Origin of the sequence: Sphingomonas sp., assembly GCF_035317925.1 — a bacterium.
Classification (GTDB): Bacteria; Pseudomonadota; Alphaproteobacteria; order Sphingomonadales; family Sphingomonadaceae; genus Sphingomonas_I.
The window spans coordinates 1-21,582 of the sequence record NZ_DATHFV010000069.1; the positions used below are offsets into that span (position 1 = coordinate 1).

Annotated in this window: 19 protein-coding genes; 10 read left to right on the top strand and 9 right to left on the bottom strand. The window is 65.3% G+C overall.

What is annotated here, in order from left to right:
- Together VK533_RS05295 and VK533_RS05300 are read right to left on the bottom strand one after the other, a co-directional pair.
- Positions 1 to 1,146, bottom strand: a 1,146-nt coding sequence (locus VK533_RS05295) for a KUP/HAK/KT family potassium transporter (protein WP_324375696.1), incomplete at its 3' end; no start/stop codon positions are given.
- 136 nt (positions 1,147 to 1,282) lie between these two features.
- A complete protein-coding gene (locus tag VK533_RS05300; RefSeq protein WP_324375698.1) occupies positions 1,283 to 1,753 on the bottom strand; it encodes an Lrp/AsnC family transcriptional regulator in 471 nt (156 codons plus the stop codon).
- Positions 1,754 to 1,880: 127 nt separating this feature from the next.
- Between VK533_RS05300 and ald the strand changes: the two genes are divergently transcribed.
- Positions 1,881 to 2,975, top strand: a complete 1,095-nt coding sequence (ald, locus tag VK533_RS05305; RefSeq protein WP_324375700.1) for an alanine dehydrogenase — start codon at positions 1,881 to 1,883, stop codon at positions 2,973 to 2,975.
- Positions 2,976 to 3,180: 205 nt separating this feature from the next.
- On the opposite strand, the gene VK533_RS05310 is transcribed toward ald, so the two are convergent.
- Together VK533_RS05310 and cysQ are read right to left on the bottom strand one after the other, a co-directional pair.
- Positions 3,181 to 3,918 carry a class I SAM-dependent methyltransferase gene (locus VK533_RS05310; protein WP_324375702.1) on the bottom strand — a complete coding sequence of 246 codons (738 nt, stop codon included), beginning with the start codon at positions 3,916 to 3,918 and terminating at the stop codon, positions 3,181 to 3,183.
- Positions 3,915 to 4,739: a 3'(2'),5'-bisphosphate nucleotidase CysQ gene (cysQ, locus tag VK533_RS05315; protein ID WP_324375704.1), complete on the bottom strand. Its 825-nt coding sequence runs from the start codon at positions 4,737 to 4,739 to the stop codon at positions 3,915 to 3,917. The genes VK533_RS05310 and cysQ overlap by 4 nt, the downstream gene beginning before the upstream one ends.
- A gap of 86 nt (positions 4,740 to 4,825) precedes the next feature.
- On the opposite strand from cysQ, the gene cysD reads away from it, so the two are divergent.
- From cysD to VK533_RS05330, 3 genes are read left to right on the top strand one after another with little or no spacing between them, the layout of a single operon-like run.
- The gene (gene cysD / locus VK533_RS05320) at positions 4,826 to 5,731 is read left to right on the top strand and encodes a sulfate adenylyltransferase subunit CysD (protein WP_324375706.1); all 906 of its coding nucleotides are present in this window, start codon (positions 4,826 to 4,828) and stop codon (positions 5,729 to 5,731) included.
- Positions 5,731 to 7,638, top strand: a complete 1,908-nt coding sequence (gene cysN / locus VK533_RS05325) for a sulfate adenylyltransferase subunit CysN (protein WP_324375708.1) — start codon at positions 5,731 to 5,733, stop codon at positions 7,636 to 7,638. The genes cysD and cysN overlap by 1 nt, the downstream gene beginning before the upstream one ends.
- 46 nt (positions 7,639 to 7,684) lie before the next feature.
- A complete protein-coding gene (locus VK533_RS05330; protein WP_324375710.1) occupies positions 7,685 to 9,103 on the top strand; it encodes a methyltransferase regulatory domain-containing protein in 1,419 nt (472 codons plus the stop codon).
- 9 nt (positions 9,104 to 9,112) lie between these two features.
- Here VK533_RS05330 and VK533_RS05335 read toward each other — a convergent pair whose 3' ends face one another.
- Positions 9,113 to 9,700: an NADPH-dependent FMN reductase gene (locus VK533_RS05335; RefSeq protein WP_324375712.1), complete on the bottom strand. Its 588-nt coding sequence runs from the start codon at positions 9,698 to 9,700 to the stop codon at positions 9,113 to 9,115.
- Between the two features lie 202 nt (positions 9,701 to 9,902).
- Between VK533_RS05335 and VK533_RS05340 the strand changes: the two genes are divergently transcribed.
- Complete coding sequence (locus VK533_RS05340) at positions 9,903 to 12,989, top strand: TonB-dependent receptor domain-containing protein (protein ID WP_324375714.1); 3,087 nt, start codon at positions 9,903 to 9,905, stop codon at positions 12,987 to 12,989.
- A gap of 143 nt (positions 12,990 to 13,132) precedes the next feature.
- The gene (locus VK533_RS05345) at positions 13,133 to 13,699 is read left to right on the top strand and encodes a hypothetical protein (protein WP_324375716.1); all 567 of its coding nucleotides are present in this window, start codon (positions 13,133 to 13,135) and stop codon (positions 13,697 to 13,699) included.
- A gap of 25 nt (positions 13,700 to 13,724) precedes the next feature.
- On the opposite strand, the gene VK533_RS05350 is transcribed toward VK533_RS05345, so the two are convergent.
- From VK533_RS05350 to VK533_RS05365, 4 genes are read right to left on the bottom strand one after another with little or no spacing between them, the layout of a single operon-like run.
- Positions 13,725 to 15,194, bottom strand: a complete 1,470-nt coding sequence (locus tag VK533_RS05350; RefSeq protein WP_324375718.1) for an altronate dehydratase family protein — start codon at positions 15,192 to 15,194, stop codon at positions 13,725 to 13,727.
- Positions 15,187 to 16,335 (bottom strand): FMN-dependent L-lactate dehydrogenase LldD, encoded by a 1,149-nt coding sequence (lldD, locus tag VK533_RS05355; RefSeq protein ID WP_324375720.1) that lies wholly within the window; start codon positions 16,333 to 16,335, stop codon positions 15,187 to 15,189. The genes VK533_RS05350 and lldD overlap by 8 nt, the downstream gene beginning before the upstream one ends.
- Complete coding sequence (locus VK533_RS05360) at positions 16,332 to 17,096, bottom strand: SDR family NAD(P)-dependent oxidoreductase (protein WP_324375722.1); 765 nt, start codon at positions 17,094 to 17,096, stop codon at positions 16,332 to 16,334. Before VK533_RS05360 ends, lldD begins: the two co-directional genes overlap by 4 nt.
- A gap of 2 nt (positions 17,097 to 17,098) precedes the next feature.
- On the bottom strand, positions 17,099 to 17,938 hold the full coding sequence (locus VK533_RS05365; RefSeq protein WP_324375724.1) for an IclR family transcriptional regulator: 840 nt from the start codon (positions 17,936 to 17,938) through the stop codon (positions 17,099 to 17,101).
- A 155-nt stretch (positions 17,939 to 18,093) separates the two neighbouring features.
- Between VK533_RS05365 and rhmD the strand changes: the two genes are divergently transcribed.
- The 4 genes from rhmD to VK533_RS05385 all read left to right on the top strand — a co-directional run.
- Positions 18,094 to 19,278, top strand: a complete 1,185-nt coding sequence (gene rhmD / locus VK533_RS05370; RefSeq protein WP_324375726.1) for an L-rhamnonate dehydratase — start codon at positions 18,094 to 18,096, stop codon at positions 19,276 to 19,278.
- A gap of 9 nt (positions 19,279 to 19,287) precedes the next feature.
- A complete protein-coding gene (locus VK533_RS05375; RefSeq protein WP_324375728.1) occupies positions 19,288 to 20,145 on the top strand; it encodes a fumarylacetoacetate hydrolase family protein in 858 nt (285 codons plus the stop codon).
- The gene (locus VK533_RS05380) at positions 20,142 to 20,891 is read left to right on the top strand and encodes an SDR family NAD(P)-dependent oxidoreductase (RefSeq protein ID WP_324375730.1); all 750 of its coding nucleotides are present in this window, start codon (positions 20,142 to 20,144) and stop codon (positions 20,889 to 20,891) included. Before VK533_RS05375 ends, VK533_RS05380 begins: the two co-directional genes overlap by 4 nt.
- 50 nt (positions 20,892 to 20,941) lie before the next feature.
- The coding region (locus VK533_RS05385; RefSeq protein ID WP_324375732.1) for an amidohydrolase family protein at positions 20,942 to 21,582 on the top strand (641 nt) is incomplete at its 3' end.

Sequence of the window (21,582 nt, forward strand, 5' to 3'; positions counted from 1 at the left end):
GACCAGCAGGCACACCATGACCATCAGCGCCCAGTTGATCGCCGGGATGTAGATCTGCCCGGCCGAGCTGGCGCTGGTATGTTCGATCCTCAGGCGCGGCATGAAGCCGAGCTGGATCGCCTGCTGCGTCACCGAGAAAGCGCCCGAAATCACCGCCTGCGACGCGATCACCGTCGCCATCGTGGCGAGGATCACCAGCGGCAGCCGCAAATTGTCGGGCGCGAGCAGGAAGAAGGGGTTGTGCATGATCTGATGCACCTGCGCATCGGGCGCGGCGATGATCATCGCGCCCTGCCCCAGATAATTGAGCATCAGCGCCGGCAGCACGAAGAACAGCCACGATACGCGGATCGGGTTGCGCCCGAAATGACCCATGTCGGCATACAACGCCTCGGCGCCGGTCACCGCCAGCACGACCGAGCCCATGGCGAGGAACGCGTGGATGCCGTCATCGTAGAAGAAGCGGATCGCGTGGTACGGATTGAGCGCCCAGAATACGCCCGGCGTCGCCATGATGTTGACCATGCCAAGCACCGCCAGCACCAGGAAATAGACGATCATGATCGGGCCGAACAGCAGCCCGACCTTGCCGACGCCGCGCGACTGGATCGCGAACAAAGCAATCAGGATCCCGATCGCGATCGGAATGACGAACGGCGCGAAGCCGGAATTGACCGTCTTGAGACCCTCGACCGCGGTCAGCACCGAGATCGCCGGCGTGATCATCGAATCGCCGTAGAAGAGCGCGGTCGCGAACACGCCGAGCAGGATCAGCCCCTTGGTCCAGCGTCCCTTGGTCGAGTTGGAGCGCGAGATCAGGGCCAGCAAGGCGAGGCTGCCGCCTTCGCCCTTGTTGTCGGCGCGCATGATGATCGCGACATACTTGATCGTGACGACCAGCATCATCGACCAGAAGATCAGGCTGAGCACGCCCAGCACGTTGGCATCGCTCGGCTCGAGCGTGTGATGGCCCGCGAACGTCTCGCGGAAGGCGTAGAGCGGGCTCGTACCAATGTCGCCGAACACGACCCCGACCGCGCCCAGCGCGAGACGCGCAAGGCCCTGATTGCCGTGGCCGTGCGAATCCGGGCCTAACGGCGGCTCGAGCGTATCGGCACTGGGTTGAACGGCGACGCCGGATGTCATCGAAATGCGGAGACCTTGTTTGAAGGCGGCTGCTTGTCTGTGACGCCCGACTTCCCTCTCCGGCGGCAGCGGGGCGGCGCGTTAGCACTTCCATATAGGGGCGGCAACAGCGTGCCGGAAGGGGCGTCGCTGAACCTCATTTGAACAGCGCGTCGGCCTCGCTGCGGGTGGCGACCGCGCGCAGCACGAAGCTGCTGCTGATCGTCGTCACGCACGGCAGACGGCCGAGATGCTCCCGGTGCAGCCGCTCATAATCGTCAAGGTCGCGGCAGATGATCTTGAGCCGGTAATCGTGCGCGCCCGACACGAGCAGGCATTCGACCACACCGTCGATTTCCTGAACCGCGCGCTCGAACTGGGCGAGTTCTTCTTCAACCTGGGTCGAGAGCGTGATGTCGACCAGTGCGGTGACGCGGAAGCCGAGCGCGCGATGGTCGAACCGCGCGCCATAGCCCTTGAGCTGGCCCGACGCCTCGAGCGCCTGGATGCGGCGCGTACAGGCCGATTGGGACAGGCCCACTTCCTCGGCGACGCGGCTGACCGACAGCCGCGCGTCACGCGCCAGGCGCTGCATGATCGACCGGTCGACCCGATCCAGTTCTTGCATAGTTTTACGTCTATCTCATCGAACTACGCATGATCTATGCGCCATTGCCGCGGAAACATAGTGTCTTTGCACGGATTTGTCGCGTAAAACCAATTAAGATCGACGCAACCTGATTTAGGAGCGGATCATGCGCATCGGCGTGCCCAAGGAAATCAAGAATCACGAATATCGCGTCGGCCTGACCCCGCCTTCGGTGGCCGAACTGGTCGCCGCGGGCCACCAGGTGGTGGTTGAAACCGGCGCGGGTAAAGGCATCGATTTCGAAGACCAGGATTATGTAGACGCGGGCGCGACGATCCTGCCTGATGCGGACGCGGTGTTCGCGCAGGCCGAGATGATCGTGAAGGTCAAGGAGCCGCAGCCGGTCGAGATCGCCCGCCTGCGCGCCGACCATGTGCTGTTCACCTACCTCCACCTCGCCGCCGACAAGGCGCAGGCCGAAGGGCTGATCAAGTCCGGCGCGACCTGCATCGCCTATGAGACGGTGACCGCGAAGGACGGCTCGCTGCCCTTGCTCAAGCCGATGTCCGAAGTCGCCGGCCGCATGGCGGTCCAGGTCGGCGCGCATTATCTCGAGAAGGAGCAGGGCGGCCGCGGCGTGCTGCTCGGGGGCGTGCCCGGCGTCGCGCCGGCGCGGGTCGCGATCCTCGGCGGGGGCGTTTCAGGCGTTAACGCGGCGCAGATGGCGGTCGGTATGCGCGCCGACGTCACCATCTACGACATTTCGAACGCGCGCCTGGCCGAGCTCGACATGTTCTTCTCGAACCAGATCAAGACGGCTTATGCCTCGAAGGCGGCGATCGCAGCGGCGGTGGCCAAGGCGCATCTCGTGATCGGCGCGGTGCTGATCCCGGGTGCGGCCGCGCCCAAACTGGTCACGCGTGAGATGCTCAAGACGATGAAGCGCGGTTCGGTGCTGGTCGATATCGCGATCGATCAGGGCGGCTGCTTCGAAACCAGCCATCCGACCACACATGACGACCCCGTGTTCGAGGTCGACGGCATCATCCATTATTGCGTCGCCAACATGCCGGGCGCGGTCGCGCGTACCTCGGCCTTCGCGCTCAACAATGCGACTTTGCCGTTCGCGCTCAAGATCGCCAATCTGGGTGCGGAGGCCGCGATGAAGGCCGATCCGCATCTCGCCAACGGCCTCAACGTATCCGGCGGCAAGATCCGGCACGCGGCGGTGGCGGAAGCGCTCGACCTGCCGCTCAACTGAGGACGTACAAGCGCGGCGTCAGTCCGGTTGCAGCCCGATCGTCGGCCCCCACCGATGATCCCCCTACATTATTGGCCGCAACCGGATAACGCACCACCACTCCACGCCGGCCCCGCTTTGCCTCGCGCGATCCGGAATGGAATTGATCAAAATCAATCGACTGCGCTTTATTCCAGGAAGATCAAAGCGGGCTGACCCGATGCGGTCAGCCCGTTTTTTTATGACGCAGCAGGATCATGTCCTGATGCGCCAGCGAGCCGCGCGGAATGTAGCTCAAAATGTCGAAATAGCGCGTCCAATGCTCGAAAATGTACCAGGGCGTGTGAAACGTGCTCTGGTAATATTTGGGGAAATCGGCGGCCCAGGCATCGTCATCGAGAAACCAGATGCCCTTGGTCGCCAGCGCTTCGCGCGATTCGCCGATCAACCGAGCCGTGGTGGGATCGTCCGGCTGCAGGGTCGATAGCCAGCGTTGGTAGGCAAAGGGGCCGTGCACGGTCAGCACCAGCACGCCGTCCGGCGTGAGAATGCGGCCGAGTTCGTCCAGCCACGCATCCTGATAGGCTTCGTCCAGATGCGTCAGCACGCTATGGTTGAGGATCAGGTCGATCGAACCGTCCGCATAAGGCAAAGGCGGCAGCCCGCCGTTCTGGAAGGTGTGCCAGCGGGGATAATTGGCCTGCAGCCAGGCGATCGCCTCGCCATCGATGTCGCAGCCGTGCAATTCCTGCTGCTCCAGATCGACAGGCAATTGCATGAGGATGCGCCCGCAGCCGCAGCCCCATTCGAGGATGCGCGGGAATTGCGGAATAGCGCGCGCCACGCCGGCGAGCGCGCGCCGGAAATCGGCGGCCGATTGCCAGCCGGAACTGCCGAAATCGGTCTCGTCGGCGAGGCCGGAGACGCGCAGGCGCAAGGCCAGCGGAGGCACGGGCTTCTTCATTCCGGACCCTCCAGGAAGGCGATGATCGGCGTCGTGACGACGTCGCCGGCGGCAACGAAACCGACATTGAAGAAGCGCGGTTTGCCGTAGCGCATCGCCGTACCGTCGGGCGCGTTCAATGATCCGCCCGCGGCGCGCAGTACCGCGTCGCCGGCGGCGATATCCCATTCCATCGTCGGCGCGAGGCGCGGATAGAGATCGGCCTCGCCGCACGCGACCATGCACAATTTGAGCGAGGAGCCGCGCGAGACGCGCGTCGCGACGTCGAACTGGTCGAGATAGGCTTCGGTCGCGGGCGAATTGTGCGAGCGCGACGCCACCGCCGCGAGGCCGTCCACCGGCGCGGTGCGGATGCGGAGCGGCTGACGCGCGCCGATTGCGCCCTGTTCGTCGACGATCGCGCTCCACGCGATTGCGCGGCGGACATCACCCACGAACAGGCGCCGTTCGACTGGGGTATAGACTACCCCCAGGCTGGGCGAATGGCCCTCGATCAGCGCGATATTGACCGTGAAATCGCCGTTGCGGCTGACGAATTCCTTGGTCCCGTCGAGCGGATCGACCAGAAAGAAATGGCCGTCCGTATCGGGAATGCGTCCGGCCGAGACCTCTTCCTCCGCCACCACCGGCACGTCCGGCGCGAGCGACGCCAGCGCTTCGAGGATCACGGCCTCGCCCGCCGCGTCGGCGGCGGTGACGGGCGATTCGTCGCTCTTGATCGTGACCGCGAAATCGCTGTCATAGACAGCCATGATCGCCGCCCCGGCCGCGATGGCGGCTTCGGCCAGCCCCTCCAACAATGCGTCGCGATCGATGGTCATGGCGGGCGCCTAGGGCATGACACATTGCGGCGGCAAAGATTTTGTGTTGCGACAAGCCTAAGCCGTCGTGCTGAAGGCGCACCGAAATGACCGCATCGCTTACCCATCTCCAGCGGCTCGAAGCCGAAAGCATCCATATATTGCGCGAGGTTGTCGCCGAGGCGGACAAGCCGGTGATGCTCTATTCGGTCGGCAAGGATTCGGCCGTGATGCTGCATCTCGCGCGCAAGGCCTTCTATCCATCGCCCCCGCCCTTCCCCTTGCTCCACGTCGATACGACCTGGAAATTCAAGGCGATGTACGAACTGCGCGACAAGGCCGCGCGCGATGCGGGCATGGAATTGCTGGTCTATCAGAACCCCGAGGCGAAAGAGCGCGGGATCAACCCGTTCGATCATGGCGCGCTCCACACCGACCTGTGGAAGACCGAGGGGCTCAAGCAGGCGCTCGATCTCCATGGCTTCGATGCGGCCTTCGGCGGCGCGCGCCGCGACGAGGAGAAGAGCCGCGCCAAGGAGCGCATCTTCTCCTTCCGCTCGGCCAATCACCGCTGGGATCCCAAGAACCAGCGGCCCGAATTGTGGCACCTCTACAATGCCAAGAAGGCCAAGGACGAAAGCATCCGCGTCTTCCCGATTTCGAATTGGACCGAGCTCGATATCTGGCAATATATCCATCTCGAACAGATCGAGATCGTGCCGCTCTATTTCTCCGCGCCGCGCCCGACGGTCGAGCGCGACGGGCTGATCCTGATGGTCGACGACGATCGTTTCCCGCTCAAGCCAGGCGAAGTGCCGGTCGAACGTTCGATCCGCTTCCGCACCTTGGGTTGCTATCCGCTGACCGGCGCGGTCGAAAGCGAAGCCGCGACACTGCCCGAAGTGATCCAGGAGATGCTGCTGACGACGACCTCGGAACGCCAGGGCCGCGCGATCGACAAGGATGCGGGCGGGGCCGGCATGGAGAAGAAGAAGCAGGAGGGCTATTTCTGATGGCCGAGCCTTCTTCCTACGAAGCCGACGCGCTGATCGCCGAGGATATCGACGCCTATCTCGACCGGCACCAGCATAAGAGCCTGCTGCGCTTCATCACCTGCGGATCGGTCGACGACGGCAAGTCCACTTTGATCGGGCGGCTGCTCTACGATTCGAAGATGATCTTCGAGGACCAGCTCGCCGCATTGGAGGCGGATTCGAAGCGGGTCGGCACGCAGGGCCAGAATATCGACTTCGCCTTGCTGGTCGATGGCCTCGCCGCCGAACGCGAGCAAGGCATCACGATCGACGTCGCCTATCGCTTCTTCGCGACCGACCGGCGCAAGTTCATCGTCGCCGATACGCCCGGCCACGAACAATATACGCGCAACATGGTTACCGGCGCCTCGACCGCCGACTTGGCCGTGATCCTGGTCGATGCCCGCAAGGGCGTGCTCACCCAGACGCGGCGGCATTCCTACCTTTGCCACCTGCTCGGCATCCGCAACATCGTGCTGGCGGTGAACAAGATGGATCTGGTCGGTTACGATCAATCCACCTTCGACCGCATCCGGCTGTCTTATTCGGCCTTCGCCCAATCGATCGGCATCACCAGGTTCACGCCGATCCCGATCTCGGGCTTCGTCGGCGACAACATCACCGCAAAGAGCGAGCGCACGCCCTGGTACACGGGCGAGCCACTGATGGAGCTGCTCGAGACGGTCGCGATCGACGCCGATGCCGATCGCGCCCAGCCGTTCCGACTGCCGGTGCAGTGGGTCAATCGGCCCAACCTCGATTTCCGCGGCTTTTCCGGCCTGATCGCGGGCGGCACGGTCAAGCCGGGCGATGCGGTGCGCATCCTGCCGTCGGGCAAGACATCGACGATCGCGCGCGTCGTCACGTTCGACGGCGATCTCGACGAAGGCGTCGCCGGGCAATCGGTCACGCTGACGCTCGCCGACGAGGTCGATTGCTCGCGCGGCGACGTGATCGCCGCCGCCGGCGACCCGCCCGAAGCCGCCGATCAGTTCGAGGCGACGATCGTGTGGATGGCGGACGAGGAAATGCTGCCCGGCCGTTCCTATTGGCTGAAGCTCGGCACGCAGATCGTCACCGCCAACGTCCAGCAGCCCAAATATCAGATCAACGTCAACACGATGGAACATACCGCCGCGAAGACGCTGGAGCTGAACGCGATCGGCGTCGCCAACCTGTCGACCGACCGGCCTTTGGTGTTCGAATCCTATGAAGCGAGCCGCGATCTCGGCGGCTTCATTCTGATCGACAAGTTCACCAACGCCACCGTCGCGGCGGGCATGATCCATTTCTCGCTGCGCCGCGCGCAGAACGTGCACTGGCAGGCGACCGACATCACGCGCGAGGCGCGCGCGGGGCTGATGCTGCAAAAGCCGGCGGTCCTGTGGTTCACGGGCCTTTCGGGCGCGGGCAAATCGACCATCGCCAATCTGGTCGAGCAGAAACTGGCACGGCTGAACCGTCACACCTTCCTGCTCGACGGCGACAATGTGCGCCACGGCCTCAACCGCGATCTCGGCTTCACCGATGCCGACCGGGTCGAGAATATCCGCCGTGTCGGCGAGGTCGCCAAGCTGATGACCGATGCCGGGCTGATCGTGATCACCGCCTTCATCTCGCCCTTCCGCGCCGAGCGCGAAATGGTGCGGCAGATGCTGCCGGAAGCCGAATTCGTCGAGGTCTTCATCGACACGCCACTGGCCGAGGCCGAACGTCGCGACGTGAAGGGGCTCTACGCCAAGGCGCGCGCTGGAAAGCTCAAGAACTTCACCGGCATCGACAGCCCCTACGAAGCGCCCGAAAATGCCGAACTCAGGATCGATACCACCGCACTGACCCCCGACCAGGCGGCCGACCGGGTTGTGGATTACCTGCTTAACCGCTGAGGGGGGCGCGCTGGTCTGGCCGCGCCGACGCGGCTAGGATGGCCAAATGCCGACGGCGCCGACATCCTATGACACCGTCGCCTATCCTTCGATGATCTTCCACAACAGCCGGCCCGACGCGCTGGCGGTGATCGCCCGGCTGCATGGTTTGGACGCGCCGCCGATCGAACGCGCGCGCATGCTGCTGGTCGGCGGCGGCGACGGCCTCGACGTGATCGCACTCGCAGCGGCCTTTCCCGCCGCGCAATTCGTCAACTTCGATATCGCGAGCCAGCCGATCGCGCGCGGTCGGGGATGGTCGGACGCCGCCGGCATCGCCAATGTCCGCCACCAATTGCTCGATATCCTCGACGCCGCCGTGCAGCTCGACGGACCGTTCGACTATATCGTGTCGCATGGCATCTATGCCTGGGTGCCTGATCGGGTACGTGCGGCGGTGATGCCGATGATCGATGCGCTGCTGTCACCAGAAGGGGTCGCATTCGTCAGCTATAACGCCATGCCGGGCGGCCACAGCCGGCTCGCGCTGCGCGATATGATGATGCACCACGTGCGGCACCTGGCCGAACCGCAGGAACGCCTTTCCGCCGCGCGGGCCCTGCTGCGCGGCTTTGCCGAGCCCAGGGAACAGGATCAGCCGATCACGGCGGCGATGCGGCTGGAGGCACAGGCCGCGCTCGCCCAGTCGGAAGGCCTGTTCTTCCACGATATCTTCAACGAATTTTATGCGCCGCAGCCGCTGCTGGCGGTTGTCGCCGACGCCGAGGCGCACGGGCTGCGCTACCTCGGGGATGCACGTGGCGGCGGGCAGGACAAGGGCTTCGTCGATCCCGCCCGCGCCGACATCAGCGAAGCCGCCCTGCTCGATCGGCTTCAGGCAATGGATTATGCGAACGGGCGCTATTTCCGCAGCAGCCTGTTCGTGCGCGCCGAGGCGCAATTCTCACGCACCGTGGATCCGGACGCGGCACGCGGCATGTGGGTTTCAACCCGGGCGACCCATGACGGCGACGACATGTTCCGGCTTGGACAGCGCACGCTGCGGGTGACGGATCGCGGCCGGGCCGGGATGCTGCGCCGCCTGATTGCGCAAAAACCCTACTCGGTTCCGGCAGCCGAACTCGCCGCCGAACCGGATCTGCTCGCGGGGCTGTGCCATTATGCGCTGGAGGGGATCATCGAACTGTCGACGGTGCCGCCGCGTTTCACGCTTGCGCCCTCGGATCGGCCGGTCGCGAGCCCGCTGGCCCGCTTGCAGGCGCGCGAGCGCCAGACCCGGCTGTGCACGCTGAGCCACCAATGGACGGACATCCCGAGCGACACGCTTATCGGACTGATCGGCCTGCTCGACGGCACGCGGGATCGGGCAACGCTGCAGCGGCATTGGGCGGGCCTGCCGGCATCGGACATGTCGTTCGACGAAGCGCTGCAGCGGCTAGCCAGCGAGGCCTTGCTGGTCGCCTGAGCGGCGGGCTCAGGCCCTGGAACCGGCCCGACGCCAGCGCGCGAAATCGACCACCTGTTTGGCGACCAGCCCGATCTGATCGCCGACCTTCTCGTCGATCGCGCTGCCGTCGTCCTCGAACACCTTGCCCTGCGCGACGAACGCCACACCATAAGGCGTGGGCCAGGCGCGCAACGCATGCGCGATCGAACGCAACGTCACGAGGGTCGTGCCGCAGGCGAGCCAGCCGAATGCGCTGACGATCGCACCGAAGGCGCAGCCGTCGAGATAGGGCCGCTCGTCGCGCGCCAGATCCTCGAGCAGGTCGAGCGCATTCTTGATCGGGCCGGTGATGCTGCCGTGATAGCCGGCCGACGCGACGATCACGCCGTCGCAGCGGCGCACCGCTTCGATGAACGCGCATTCGTCCCTGGTCCGCTCGGTGCGGCCCGGCACGTACAGCGGCAGCCCCGAAATCAGCGCGCCGTCGATCAGGTGCGTGCGCGCGCCAAGCGCTTCGGCCGCGCGCAAGGCGCAGCGCACCGCCAATTCGCTGGTCGAATTGGGCCGCGATGTGCCGCCGATGCCGACGATCACGGGCGAAAAAGCTTCAGTCAAAAGCGCCTCCCTCCCCCGCCTAGCCGGGCGTTTTGGGGAGCGCAACCAGCCCGGCGCGGACCGGCGCCCCGCGCGTGAACGCCCTGTGAACAAATCGGGTTGACGATAGCGCTCTCATTTTATAATACTCTGTCCCATAATATGGGAATAAGCCGACTTCACAAAGGAGCGGCCCTCCCAGCGTCAAAGGGGAGAAGCCAGAATGACACATCGGACAGCCGTGGCGCGCCGGATGCGCCTGCTCGGCGGCGCGGCGCTGATCGCGCTTTCGGGCGTTTCGGCGGCAGCGGCCCAGACTGCCGCCCCCACCACGCCGGCCGCAGCCGACGCCGCTTCGGATCAGGATATCGTCGTCACCGGATCGCGCCTGGCCGCCGAAGGCTTCAGCGCCCCCACCCCGGTCGCGGTCGTCGGTGCCGAGGATATCAAGCTCGCGGGCTCGCCCAATCTCGAGCGCACACTCAACCAGTCGCCGCAGTTCGTGGCTTCAGCCACCGGCGGCTCGACCGTCTCGGGCCAGGGCGCGGGCCAGTCCGACCTCAATCTGCGCGGCTTCGGCGCGACGCGTAACCTCGTGCTGGTCAATGGCCGGCGCTACGCGATCGCCGGTCCGGACGAGACGGTCGACATCAACACCATCCCCAGCGCCTTGGTGAAGCGGGTCGAGGTCGTGACCGGCGGTTCGTCCGCCGTTTATGGCTCGGACGCGATCACCGGCGTGGTCAATTTCATCCTGCGCGACGATTTCGAGGGCGTCGAAATGCGCGCCCAGGGCAATGCGAATTCGACCACCAGCGCGCATACCCAGGATTATACGCTCACCGTCGGCGGCAATTTCGCCGATCATCGCGGCAATGTCGTCATCTCCGCCAACTTCCTGAAGCGCGATCCGATCACGCGGCGCGATCGCGGCGGCTTTACCTCGGTCGCTCTGTCCGACGGCTGCATCGTGCCCGGTTCGGAAGACAAGACGACGCGCGTCGGCACGCCCTTCGCCGTGCCCGGCGGCCAGACCTGCCGCGGCGCCGGCGGCGCGCCCGGCTATATCTTCGGCGGCTCGGGCGACATTCCCAACAGCCGCATTTCGGGCATTCCGACCTTCGCGGCCGCCAATCCGGCGCTGCAGGCCGCTTACACCGCCGCTGGCCTCGCCGGCCTGGGCGGCTTCGGATTGACCTTCAACGATACGGGCACGACGCCGCGCGTCGCGAACGATCCGGCCGATCGCTACAACCTCGCGCCCGATAACTATCTGGTCATCCCGCAGAAGCGCTACATGATCAACGCGCTCGGGCATTACGACTTCATCCCCGGCGTGACCGGCTATACCGAGCTCCATTATTCGCAGAATTCGGTGGTCGCCCAGCTCGCCCCGTCGAACGTCGGCGTGGCGACGTTGCTCAACGTCAACAATCCCTATCTGACGACACAGATGCAGAATGTGCTGCAGGTGCTCGACAGTTCGGAGACGGGCACGATCAGCGTCGCGTCCGGCCCGGTCACGCGCACGACGACAGCCAATGATGGGCTGGCGGTGGTCACGCTCGGTCGGCGCTATCAGGAGGTCGGCCCGCGCACCGCGGTCCAGCGCCGCAACGTGTTCCGCGGCGCGTTCGGCTTCAAGGGCGACATCGGCGACCTCGTCCCGGGCGCGCTCCGCGAGCTCTCCTACGATGCCTATTACAGCTACGCGAAGACCGACTTCACCGAAGAGCTGAACAATGCCCTGTCGCGCAGCGCGCTGCAGACGGCCTTGCTGCGCGGCAGCGGCGGCGCGGCGCCGCTGTGCAACGTATTCGGCGCGAACATCACCACCGCCTGCATCAAGGCGATCTCGGTCACCGCGACCAACACCACCACCGCGACCCAGCAGGTCGCGGCGGCGACGGTGACAGGCAAGTTCTTCAAGCTGCCCGCGGGCGACATCGCCTTCGATCTCGGCGTCGAGTGGCGCAAGGACAAGGCACTGTTCCGTCCCGACCAATATCTGGCGTCGGGCGACGTGGTCGGCTTCAATGCCGGCCTGCCGACCGGGGGCAGCATCAGCGCGAAGGAAGTCTATGGCGAGCTTCGCGTGCCGATCCTGGCGGACATCCCCTTCTTCAAGTCGCTGACCGCCAACGGCGCCTTCCGCTACTCCAAATACAGCCTCGGCGGCGTTGGCGGCGTGTGGACCTATCTCGCCGGCGGCGAATGGCAGCCGGTGAGCAGCATCACCTTCCGTGGCCAGTATCAGCGCGCGATTCGCGCACCGAACGTCAACGAGCTGTACGGCGGTCTCAGCCGCACCAACCCGCTCGCGACCGATCCCTGCTCGGCCCGCCAGCCGGTCGCGCAGCAGAGCGACACCGTCCGCGCGACCTGCGTTGCAACCGGCGTCCCGGCCGCGGCGGTGTTCACCGCGGCGGTGCAGCCCAACACCTTCTTCCCGGTCGATCAGGGCGGCAATCCCAACGTCGGCGCGGAGAAATCGGACACGGTCACGTTCGGTGCGGTGTTCACGCCGACCTTCATTCCGCGCCTGCGCGTCAGCGTCGATTATTTCAGCATCAAGCTGGACGGCGCGATCTCGCTGCTCGGCGGCGGCCTGAACAACACGTTGAACCTCTGTTACAACGTGCTGCATGACGCCAGCAGCCAGTTCTGCCAGGCGATCAGGCGCGATCCCACGACCGGCGCGATCACCGATCAATATGCGGCGCAGATCCTGACCGCCAACACCGGCCAATTGAAGACGTCGGGCATCGATTTCGCGGTGCGCTACATGCAGCCGCTCGAATTCGGCGTGTTCGGCAAGAGCACGAGTTCGCTCTCGTTCGGGTCCGACTGGACCTACCTCAAGTCGTTCACATCGACCCCGGTCGCGGCCTTCCCGAACATCCAGAACAAGTGCGCGGGCGCGTTCGGCCAGACCTGCGGCGAGCCGCTGCCGCGCTGGCGCGGGACGACCCGCGTCACGTGGGATCTCGGCGATTTCAGCCTGAGCGTGCGGCATCGTTATGTCGGCACGGTGACGGACGATCGCTACATCATCCCGCACCGCCAGGGCAGCGCCACCGCACCCAAGCTGGCCGATCTGTCGCATCCGGTGGAGGGCGACCGCAATTATATCGACCTGTCCTTCACCGCCGACGTACTCAAGAACATCCAGATCTTCGGCGGCGCGAACAACGTGTTCGCCAACAAGCCGCCGGTGATCGGCAGCGCCCAGGTCCGCGCCAATACCTATCCGGCGACCTGGGACTCGATCGGCACCGAATATTTCCTCGGCGCGGTCGTGAAGTTCTGATCGCGCCTACGCCCTGATCCTCCCCTGGGGAGACGCGCATCCCGGCCGCGTCTCCCCAATTTTTTGGGCGCCAGATCGGATGCGATGGTTTCGCCCGCGCGCTATTAGGTGATCGCCATCTCGGGCAGACTACGGCGATGAACATGAATCGCTTCAAGCATGCATTTGGCATCGGTTGTGTTGGCTTAGCCCTCTCCGCCAGCTTGCTCGCCGCCGCGCCTAAGGCGGACATTCGATCAACGGCTCCGGACATCGAGCTGATCGTTCCGGCTGACAGTCCGGTGAGACTCCGCAGTTCGGCAAACGGCCAGGCGAGATTTTTAGGGCAGTTCGTCCTGAGCGGCAGGTTTACCTACGGTTGCACCGACGATTGCCAAAAACCGTATCGGCAACAGGATATGGTTCTCTACCTGTTCCCCGACGACGCCACCGTGGCACGCCTTCCGCACTGGCGCGGCTTTCGCAGGCCCGACACTATCGAAATCGAGAATTCGTCGAAATTCGCGACAGTTGCCATCTCGCGACGAACGATGCGCGCTCTGGAATACGGCAAGTTAACGCAGGTGTCCGGCTACACGTCCATTGTCGTCGACAACTTTTTCACGAGCGTGGAATGCGACGATTCCTACGCCTCGGCCCGCTTCCGCGCGTTTGCCACAGGCGCGCCCGACAGGACCGTGAAGCGGACGGGCGGCCCCGGCTGCGGATAGCGCGCCCTAGCCCCTGCGCCGACCGTCAAAGCGTGACGCCGCGCTTCCAGATCGCTATCTCGCGCTCGCCGTTGCGTTCGGCGGCGGTTTCCTGGCCGGAGGCGATCGCGACCACCGTGTCGAGCAGCGCATCGGCCGTCTTGTCCATGCCCTCTTCCAGCACCTGGCCCGCGTCGAAATCGATCCAGCCCGGCTTGCGCGCGGCGAGGTCGCTGTTCGACGCGATCTTGATCGTCGGGACGGGGAAGCCGAGCGGCGTACCGCGGCCGGTGGTGAACAGGATCGCGGTCGCGCCCGCCGCCGCCAGCGCGGTCGATGAAACCGCGTCATTGCCCGGCGCTTCGAGCAGGGTCAGGCCCGGCTGGCGCACGCGCTCGCCATAATGGCGCACGTCGGTGACGATCGCGCGCCCGGCCTTTTGCACCGCGCCCAAGGACTTCTCCTCCAGCGTGGTGATGCCGCCCGCGATATTGCCGGGCGAGGGGTTTTCGGAGACCGGCTCGCCATGATCGGTGAAATAGCGCTTGAAGTCGTTCACGAGGTCGACGACCTCGCCGAACACGCGCTCGTCGACGGCGCGCATCATCAATAATTGCTCTGCGCCGAAGATTTCCGGGATTTCTGTAAGAACAGAAACACCCCCCGCCCCGGTCACAACGTCACTCATCCGCCCCACCAGCGGGTTGGCGGTCAATCCGGAGAAGCCGTCCGACCCGCCGCACTTCACGCCGAGCACCAGTTTCGACAGAGGCACCTCGGTCCGGGTCGTCTTCGCAGCTTCGACAATCAACTCCTCGACCAAAGCCACGCCTTCCTCGACCTCGTCCCCGGCCAATTGGGCGGTGAGCGTGCGGATATGGCCGCGCGCCGCAGGATCGACGCCTTCGAGCAGACGATCGAGCTGGTTGGACTCGCAGCCAAGGCCGACGATCAGCACGCCGCCGGCATTGGGATGGCTCGCCAGCGCGGCAAGGATATCGCGCGTGCCGCCGAGATCCGCGCCGAGCTGCGAGCAGCCGAACGGGTGGGTGAAAGCATGGACGCCGTCGATCCGGCCCTCAGCCTTCCTGCCCGCGATATCGGCGATGCGGGTCGCGGTGCGCCCGACGCAGCCGACCGTCGGCAATATCCAGATTTCGTTGCGCGTACCGACCCGGCCGTCGGCGCGGACATAGCCCTGGAAGGTCGGCCCGGCGCCTTGCGCCGCCGGATCGAACGCCGGCCGATAGAGATAGGCGCCGCTGCCTTCGAGAGAGGTGGCGACATTGTGCGTATGGACATGCTCGCCGGCCGCAATCGCGCGCGTGGCGTGACCGATCGAGAAGCCGAACTTGAGCACCGGCTGGCCCTCGACCAGATCATGCAGCGCAATCTTGTGGCCGCGCGGAATATCCTGCGTGGCGGTGACACCCAACACCTGCTCGCCGACGGCAATGTCGCGCAGCGCGGCGGCGACGTCGTCGCGCGGATCGACCTGATGCGCGGCTTCAGTCATGCACCAGCATATCCTGGTTGATGTCGCGGACCGCAGTGCAGCCGGTCAGTGTGAGCGCCACCTTCATCTCGGCCTCGAACAATTCCAGCACATGCGCGACGCCCGCCTCGCCGCTCGCCGCCAGCGCGTAGACCCAGGCACGGCCGAGCAATACGCCCTTCGCGCCCAGCGCCATCAGCCGCACGACGTCGAGCCCCGAACGCACGCCGCCATCCGCGAGTACGGTCAGCTTGTCGCCAACCGCATCCGCGATCGCCGGCAAGGCGCGCGCGCTCGACAGGACCCCGTCGAGCTGGCGCCCGCCATGATTGGAGACGACGATGCCGTCCGCGCCCGCGCCGACCGCGGAGCGCGCATCATCCACATCGAGTACGCCCTTGATGATGATCGGTCCGTCCCAGATCTTGCGGATGAAATCGAGATCGGCCCAGGTGCAGCTCGCATCGAAATTGTCGCGCAGCCAGCCAAGGTAATCACCGAGGCCTGAAGCTTTGCCCAGAACCGGCGCGAGATTGCCAAGCTGATGCGGCCGGCCCCGCACGCCCACATCATAGGCCCAGCCGGGCCGCGCGAGCGCCTGCAATGTCCGCCGCACATCGCCGCGCCACCCCGGCGCGCCCGACAGACCCGAACGCATGTCGCGATAGCGCGTGCCCGGCAGCGGCAAATCGACCGTGAACAGCAGCGCCGTGCAGCCCGCCGCCTTCGCCTGCGCGATAAGATCGACCATGAAGCCGCGATCGCGGATCATGTAGAGCTGGAACCAGAAGGGCCGGGTACTGGCCTTCGCGACCTCATCGAGCGCGCAGAGCGAAACCGTCGACAGGCAGAAAGGAATGCCCGCTTTGGCCGCCGCACGCGCGGCCTGGGCCTCGCCACGCCGGGCGTTCATGCCGGCAAGCCCGATCGGCCCCAGCCCGATCGGCAGGCGCATTTCCTCGCCGAACAGGCTGGTCGAAAGATCGATCGTCGAAACGTCGCACAGCACGCGCTGGCGCAGCGCGATCGCTTCCAGGTCCGCCACGTTCCGCCGGAGCGTGACCTCGGCGTAGGAGCCGCCATCGATATATTCGAACAGGAAATGCGGCAGCCGGCGGCGTGCCAGCTCGCGATAATCCAGCGCGGAAGCGGCCTTCGTCATTGCAGGTTCACGTAGGCGCCGCCGTCGACCAGCAGGGCCGCACCGGTGACGTAACGCGCCATATCGGACGCGAGGAAGGTGATCGGGCCAACCAGGTCTTCCGGCTGTCCCAGCCGCCCTAACGGCACGCGTTTTTCCATATATGCCCGCTTTTCTGGATCGGAGAGGTCTTGCTTGTTGATGTCGGTCAGGATCGTGCCCGGCAGCACCGAGTTGCAGCGGATATTGTACCGGCCGAGCGCGATCGCGGCGGACTGCATCAGCGAATGCACGCCCGCCTTGGTCGGCGTGTAATGCGTCTGGAATTCGCCGCCGACGAGCGCGGAGATGGACGAGACCGCGACGATCGCGCCGCCCTGCCCCTGCTCCACCATCCGGTTGGCGGCCGCCTGGACCATATAATAAGCGCCGTGGAGGTTGACCCGCATCGTCCGCTCGAACGTCTCGGCAGGCATGTCGAGGAAGGCGTGGAACGGGCAGATGCCGGCATTGCTCACCAGCACGTCGACCCGCCCCAACGCCGCGACCGCGCCATCGACGAAGCTGGTGGCAGTCGCGCGATCGGCGACATCGCCCTGGATTGCCACGCCCCGCCGCCCCTCGGCTTCAATCGCCGCGACAACGCTGGCGGCGGCACCCTCACCATCGAGATAGTTGATCGCGACATCGGCGCCCGCTTTGGCCGCGCCGATCGCGACCGCGCGGCCAATGCCGGCGGTAGCGCCGGTCACGAGCAGGACCTTGCCGTCGAGCAATCCCACGATCAGCGCCGCCCCCGCCCGCGCTTCGTTTTCTGGGCGGTCTCGGCCGACCAGCCGATATCGGCACTGATTGCGTCCGCGGTGTCGCGCACGTCCTTGGACAAAGCCTGCATGCGGTCGTCGCCCATATATTGGGCGGCGCTCGACACGCTGAGCGCGGCGACGATATTGCCCGCCGCATCGCGGATCGGGGCCGCGACGCAGCGGATCAGATCCTCATTCTCCTCAAGGTCGAACGCACGGCCGACGTCGACATAGCCGTTCATCCGCTGCAGCCAGAGTGCGTAGTCCGCCCTGGGCGAGCCGCTCGCCTGATCCTCATCGAACAATTTGCGCCAATGATCGGGCGTATCGTCGAGCAATAGCGCCTTACCAAGGCCGGTCGAGGTGAGCGGGTGGCGATCCCCGACCCGGCTGCTGATCTCCACCCGGCGGCGGCCCGGCACCTTGTCGAGATAGAGCGCGCGTTCATTGTCGAGCACGCCGAGATGGACCGTATCCTCGGTCGACGTCGCCAGCCCTTCGAGATGCGGGCGCGCGACCTGGACGACGTCGGTCTGCTGCTGCGCGAGAAAGCCGAGTTCGAGCAGTTTCGGCCCGAGCTGATAGCCCATGCGCGGCACGAAGCTGATGTAGCGCCGCTCGATCAGGGCGGTGGCGAGGCGATGCGTGGTCGACCGCGTCAGCCCCAGCCGTGTCGCCAGTTCGGCCAGCGGCACCGGCCCGTCGGTCACGGCTTCGATCACGTCGAGCCCGCGCAATAGCGTCTGGCTGCCGCCCTGCGCTTTTGCGGCTGGCGGCTCGCTCTGCGCGAAATCAAGGTTTGACGAGCCGTTTCTCATTTCGTAATACTCAATCCCATAATATGGAACTTGCCGGCCAGCAAGTGGAGCAGGAGAGGAAAATGATTTTCCATTATGCCTTTCCGTGCGCGCCTGTACCAAATAGTGGTACGCGCTTGCTAGCGTCCCGGTAATCCCCCCTCGTCGGATCACGCATGCCCTTCCCCCGCATCAAACAGGTACGAGCGAGCGTCGTGCGCGGCGGCGGCGCCGACTATCACGATCGGTCGGACGGTCACTGGATCGACGACCATATCGCGACGCCGATGGCGAAATATCCCGAATATCGCCAGTCGCGCCGCAGCTTCGGGATCAACGTGCTCGGCACATTGGTGGTCGAGATTGAGGCCGAGGACGGCACGATCGGTTTCGCGGTCACCACCGGCGGCGAGCCCGCCTGCTATCTGGTCGAAAAGCATTTCGCGCGTTTTCTTGAGGGCCGCGACCCGGCCGATGTCGAGACGATCTGGGACCAGATGTACTTCGCCTCGCAATATTACGGGCGCAAAGGCCTGGTCGTGAATGCGATTTCGGGCGTCGATCTGGCTTTGTGGGATTTGTTGGGCCGGCTGCGGCAGGAGCCGGTCTATCATATGCTCGGCGGCGCGGTGCGCGACGAACTGCAATTCTACGCGACCGGCGCGCGACCCGATCTCGCCCAGAAGATGGGCTTCATCGGCGGCAAGCTGCCGCTCCATCATGGGCCGGCCGAGGGCGAGGAAGGGCTCAAGAAGAATATCGCGGCGCTCGCCGATATGCGCTCGCGCGTCGGCGACGATTTCTGGCTGATGCTCGATTGCTGGATGGCGCTCGACGTCAATTACGCGACCCGGCTCGCCACCCTCGCCCACGAACATGGCCTCAAGTGGATCGAGGAGGCGATCAGCCCCGACGATTATTGGGGCTATGCCGAACTCAAGCGCAACGTGCCCAAGGGGATACTCGTCACCACCGGCGAGCATGAGGCGACGCGCTGGGGCTTCCGCATGCTGCTCGAGATGGATTGCTGCGACATCATCCAGCCCGACGTCGGCTGGTGCGGCGGCGTGACCGAGCTGATCAAGATTTCCGCGCTCGCCGATGCGCACGGCAAACTGGTCGTGCCGCATGGATCGTCGGTTTATTCCTACCACTTCGTCATCACACGCCAGAACTCACCGTTCGCGGAGTTCCTGATGATGCATCCGCAGGCATCGGAGGTGGTGCCGATGTTCCATCCGCAATTGCTGGGCGAGCCGGTGCCGGTGAACGGCCGGATGCGCGCGTCGGCGCTCGACAAACCCGGTTTCGGGGTGGAGTTGAACCGCGATATCGCGCTCCACCGCCCCTACACGCACTAAGGACATGCAATGAAGCTGCTGCGCTACGGCCCCCAAGGACAGGAAAAGCCCGGTTTACTGGATGCGGACGGCCGCATTCGCGACCTTTCGGGGCATGTGAGCGACATTGGTGGCGCCACTCTCGGAGCGGCCGGGCTGAAGGCGCTCGCGGCGATCGATCCGGCGTCTTTGCCCCTGGTCGAGGGCAGCCCGCGTTACGGCGTGCCGGTGGCCGGCGTCGGCAAGTTCGTCGCGATCGGCCTCAACTTCGCCGACCATGCCGCGGAATCCAATTTGCCGATCCCGGCCGAGCCGGTCGTGTTCAATAAATGGGTCAATTGCCTGGGTGGTGCGAACGACCCGGTGACGATTCCGCGCGATTCAAAGAAGACCGACTGGGAGGTCGAGCTCGGCGTCGTGATCGGTGCCCGCGCGTCCTATGTCGAGCAGGCCGACGCGCTGAACCATGTCGCCGGCTACTGCGTGATCAACGACGTGTCCGAACGTCACTGGCAGCTCGAACGGGGCATGACGTGGGACAAGGGCAAGGGCTTTCCGACGTTCGGTCCGGCGGGCCCCTGGCTGGTGACCGCCGACGAGGTCGGCGACGTGCAGAACCTGAGCATGTGGCTGAACGTCAACGGCAAGAAGGTGCAGGACGGAAGCACCAAGACGATGATCTTCACCGTCGCCGAGATCGTCGCTTACTGCTCGCAGATCATGACGCTGGAGCCGGGCGACATCATCACCACCGGCACCCCGCCCGGCGTCGGCATGGGTCAGAAACCCGAGGCCTGGTATCTCAAGGCCGGCGACGTGGTCGAACTCGGCATCGAAAAGCTCGGGCAGCAGCGGCAGCAATTCGTCGCGTGGACGCCCGCCGCATGACCTGGACCAATCGCTACGCAGGACGGACCGCGATCGTCACCGGCGGGGCCTCGGGCCTCGGCAAGGCGGTGGCGGCACGCATCGTCGCGGAGGGCGGCAAGGTGTTGCTGTGGGACGTGGATGCGGCCGCGCTCCACGCCGCCAAGGAAGAAGTCGGCGAGGCCTATGTCCGCGCGGTCGACGTGTCGGATCAGGCCGCCGTCGCCACCGCGACCGCCGAAGCCAGGAACACGCTCGGTGGCCAGATCGACGTGCTGATCAATTCGGCCGGCATCACCGGCGCGACCGCCTCGGTCGATCAATATCCGATCGACAGCTGGTTGCGCGTGATCGACGTCAATCTCAACGGCACCTTCTACTGCTGCCGCGCGGTCGTGCCGTACATGATCGCGCGCGGCTATGGCCGGATCGTCAACGTCGCGTCGGTCGCGGGCAAGGAAGGCAATCCCAACGCCTCGGCCTACTCAGCCTCGAAGGCGGGCGTGATCGGCTTCACCAAGAGCCTCGGCAAGGAATTGGCGACCAAGGGCATCATCGCCAACGCGATCACGCCGGCGACGTTCGAAAGCCCGATCCTCGACCAGCTGCCGCAAAGCCAGGTCGATTATATGCTCTCCAAGATCCCGATGGGCCGCCTCGGCGAGATCCACGAAACCGCCGCGATGGTCTGCTTCATGGCGTCGGAAGAGTGCAGCTTCACCACCGCGTCCACCTTCGACACGTCGGGGGGGCGGACGACGTTTTAGCGTGCCCGCCACCGGTAACAGCCGGGGCTTTAAAAATATAAGGGAGGATGATGCACGATCTGCCGTTCGTCGATGCGCACGTCCACCTGTGGGATCTGGCGCGCTTCCATTATGCCTGGCTGAGCCCGCCGTTCAGCGACGAGGGCCCCAATGGCTCGACCGAGGCGATCGCGCGCGATTATCTGCTCGACGATTATCGGGCGGAGAGCGCCAGGTGGAATGTCGCAGGCATGGTCCATGTCGATGCCGGCGCATCGGACGCACTTGGCGAGACGGTGTGGCTGGACGCGATGGCGGCGGCAGAAGGTTTGCCGAGCGGCATCGTCGCTTTCGCCAGGCTTGATGAGCCGGATGTGGATACGCTGCTCGCCGCGCATGCGCGCCACAAGGCGGTGCGCGGCATCCGCCATATCGTCAACTGGCATAAAGAAGCCCGGCGCACCTACACGCCGCGCGATGTGACCGGCGACGAGGCCTGGCAAAAGGGTTTCGGTCTGCTCGGCCGATATGGGCTGTCGTTCGACTGCCAGGCCTATCCTGCCCAGTTCCCCACCCTCGCCCGCCTGTTCGCGCGCCACCCCGAAATCCCGGTGATCGTGAACCATGCGGGGATGGGCGTGGACGACGTGGGCGAATGGCGCACGGGCATGAAATTGCTGGCCGCCCTGCCCCATGTTTCGGTCAAGCTTTC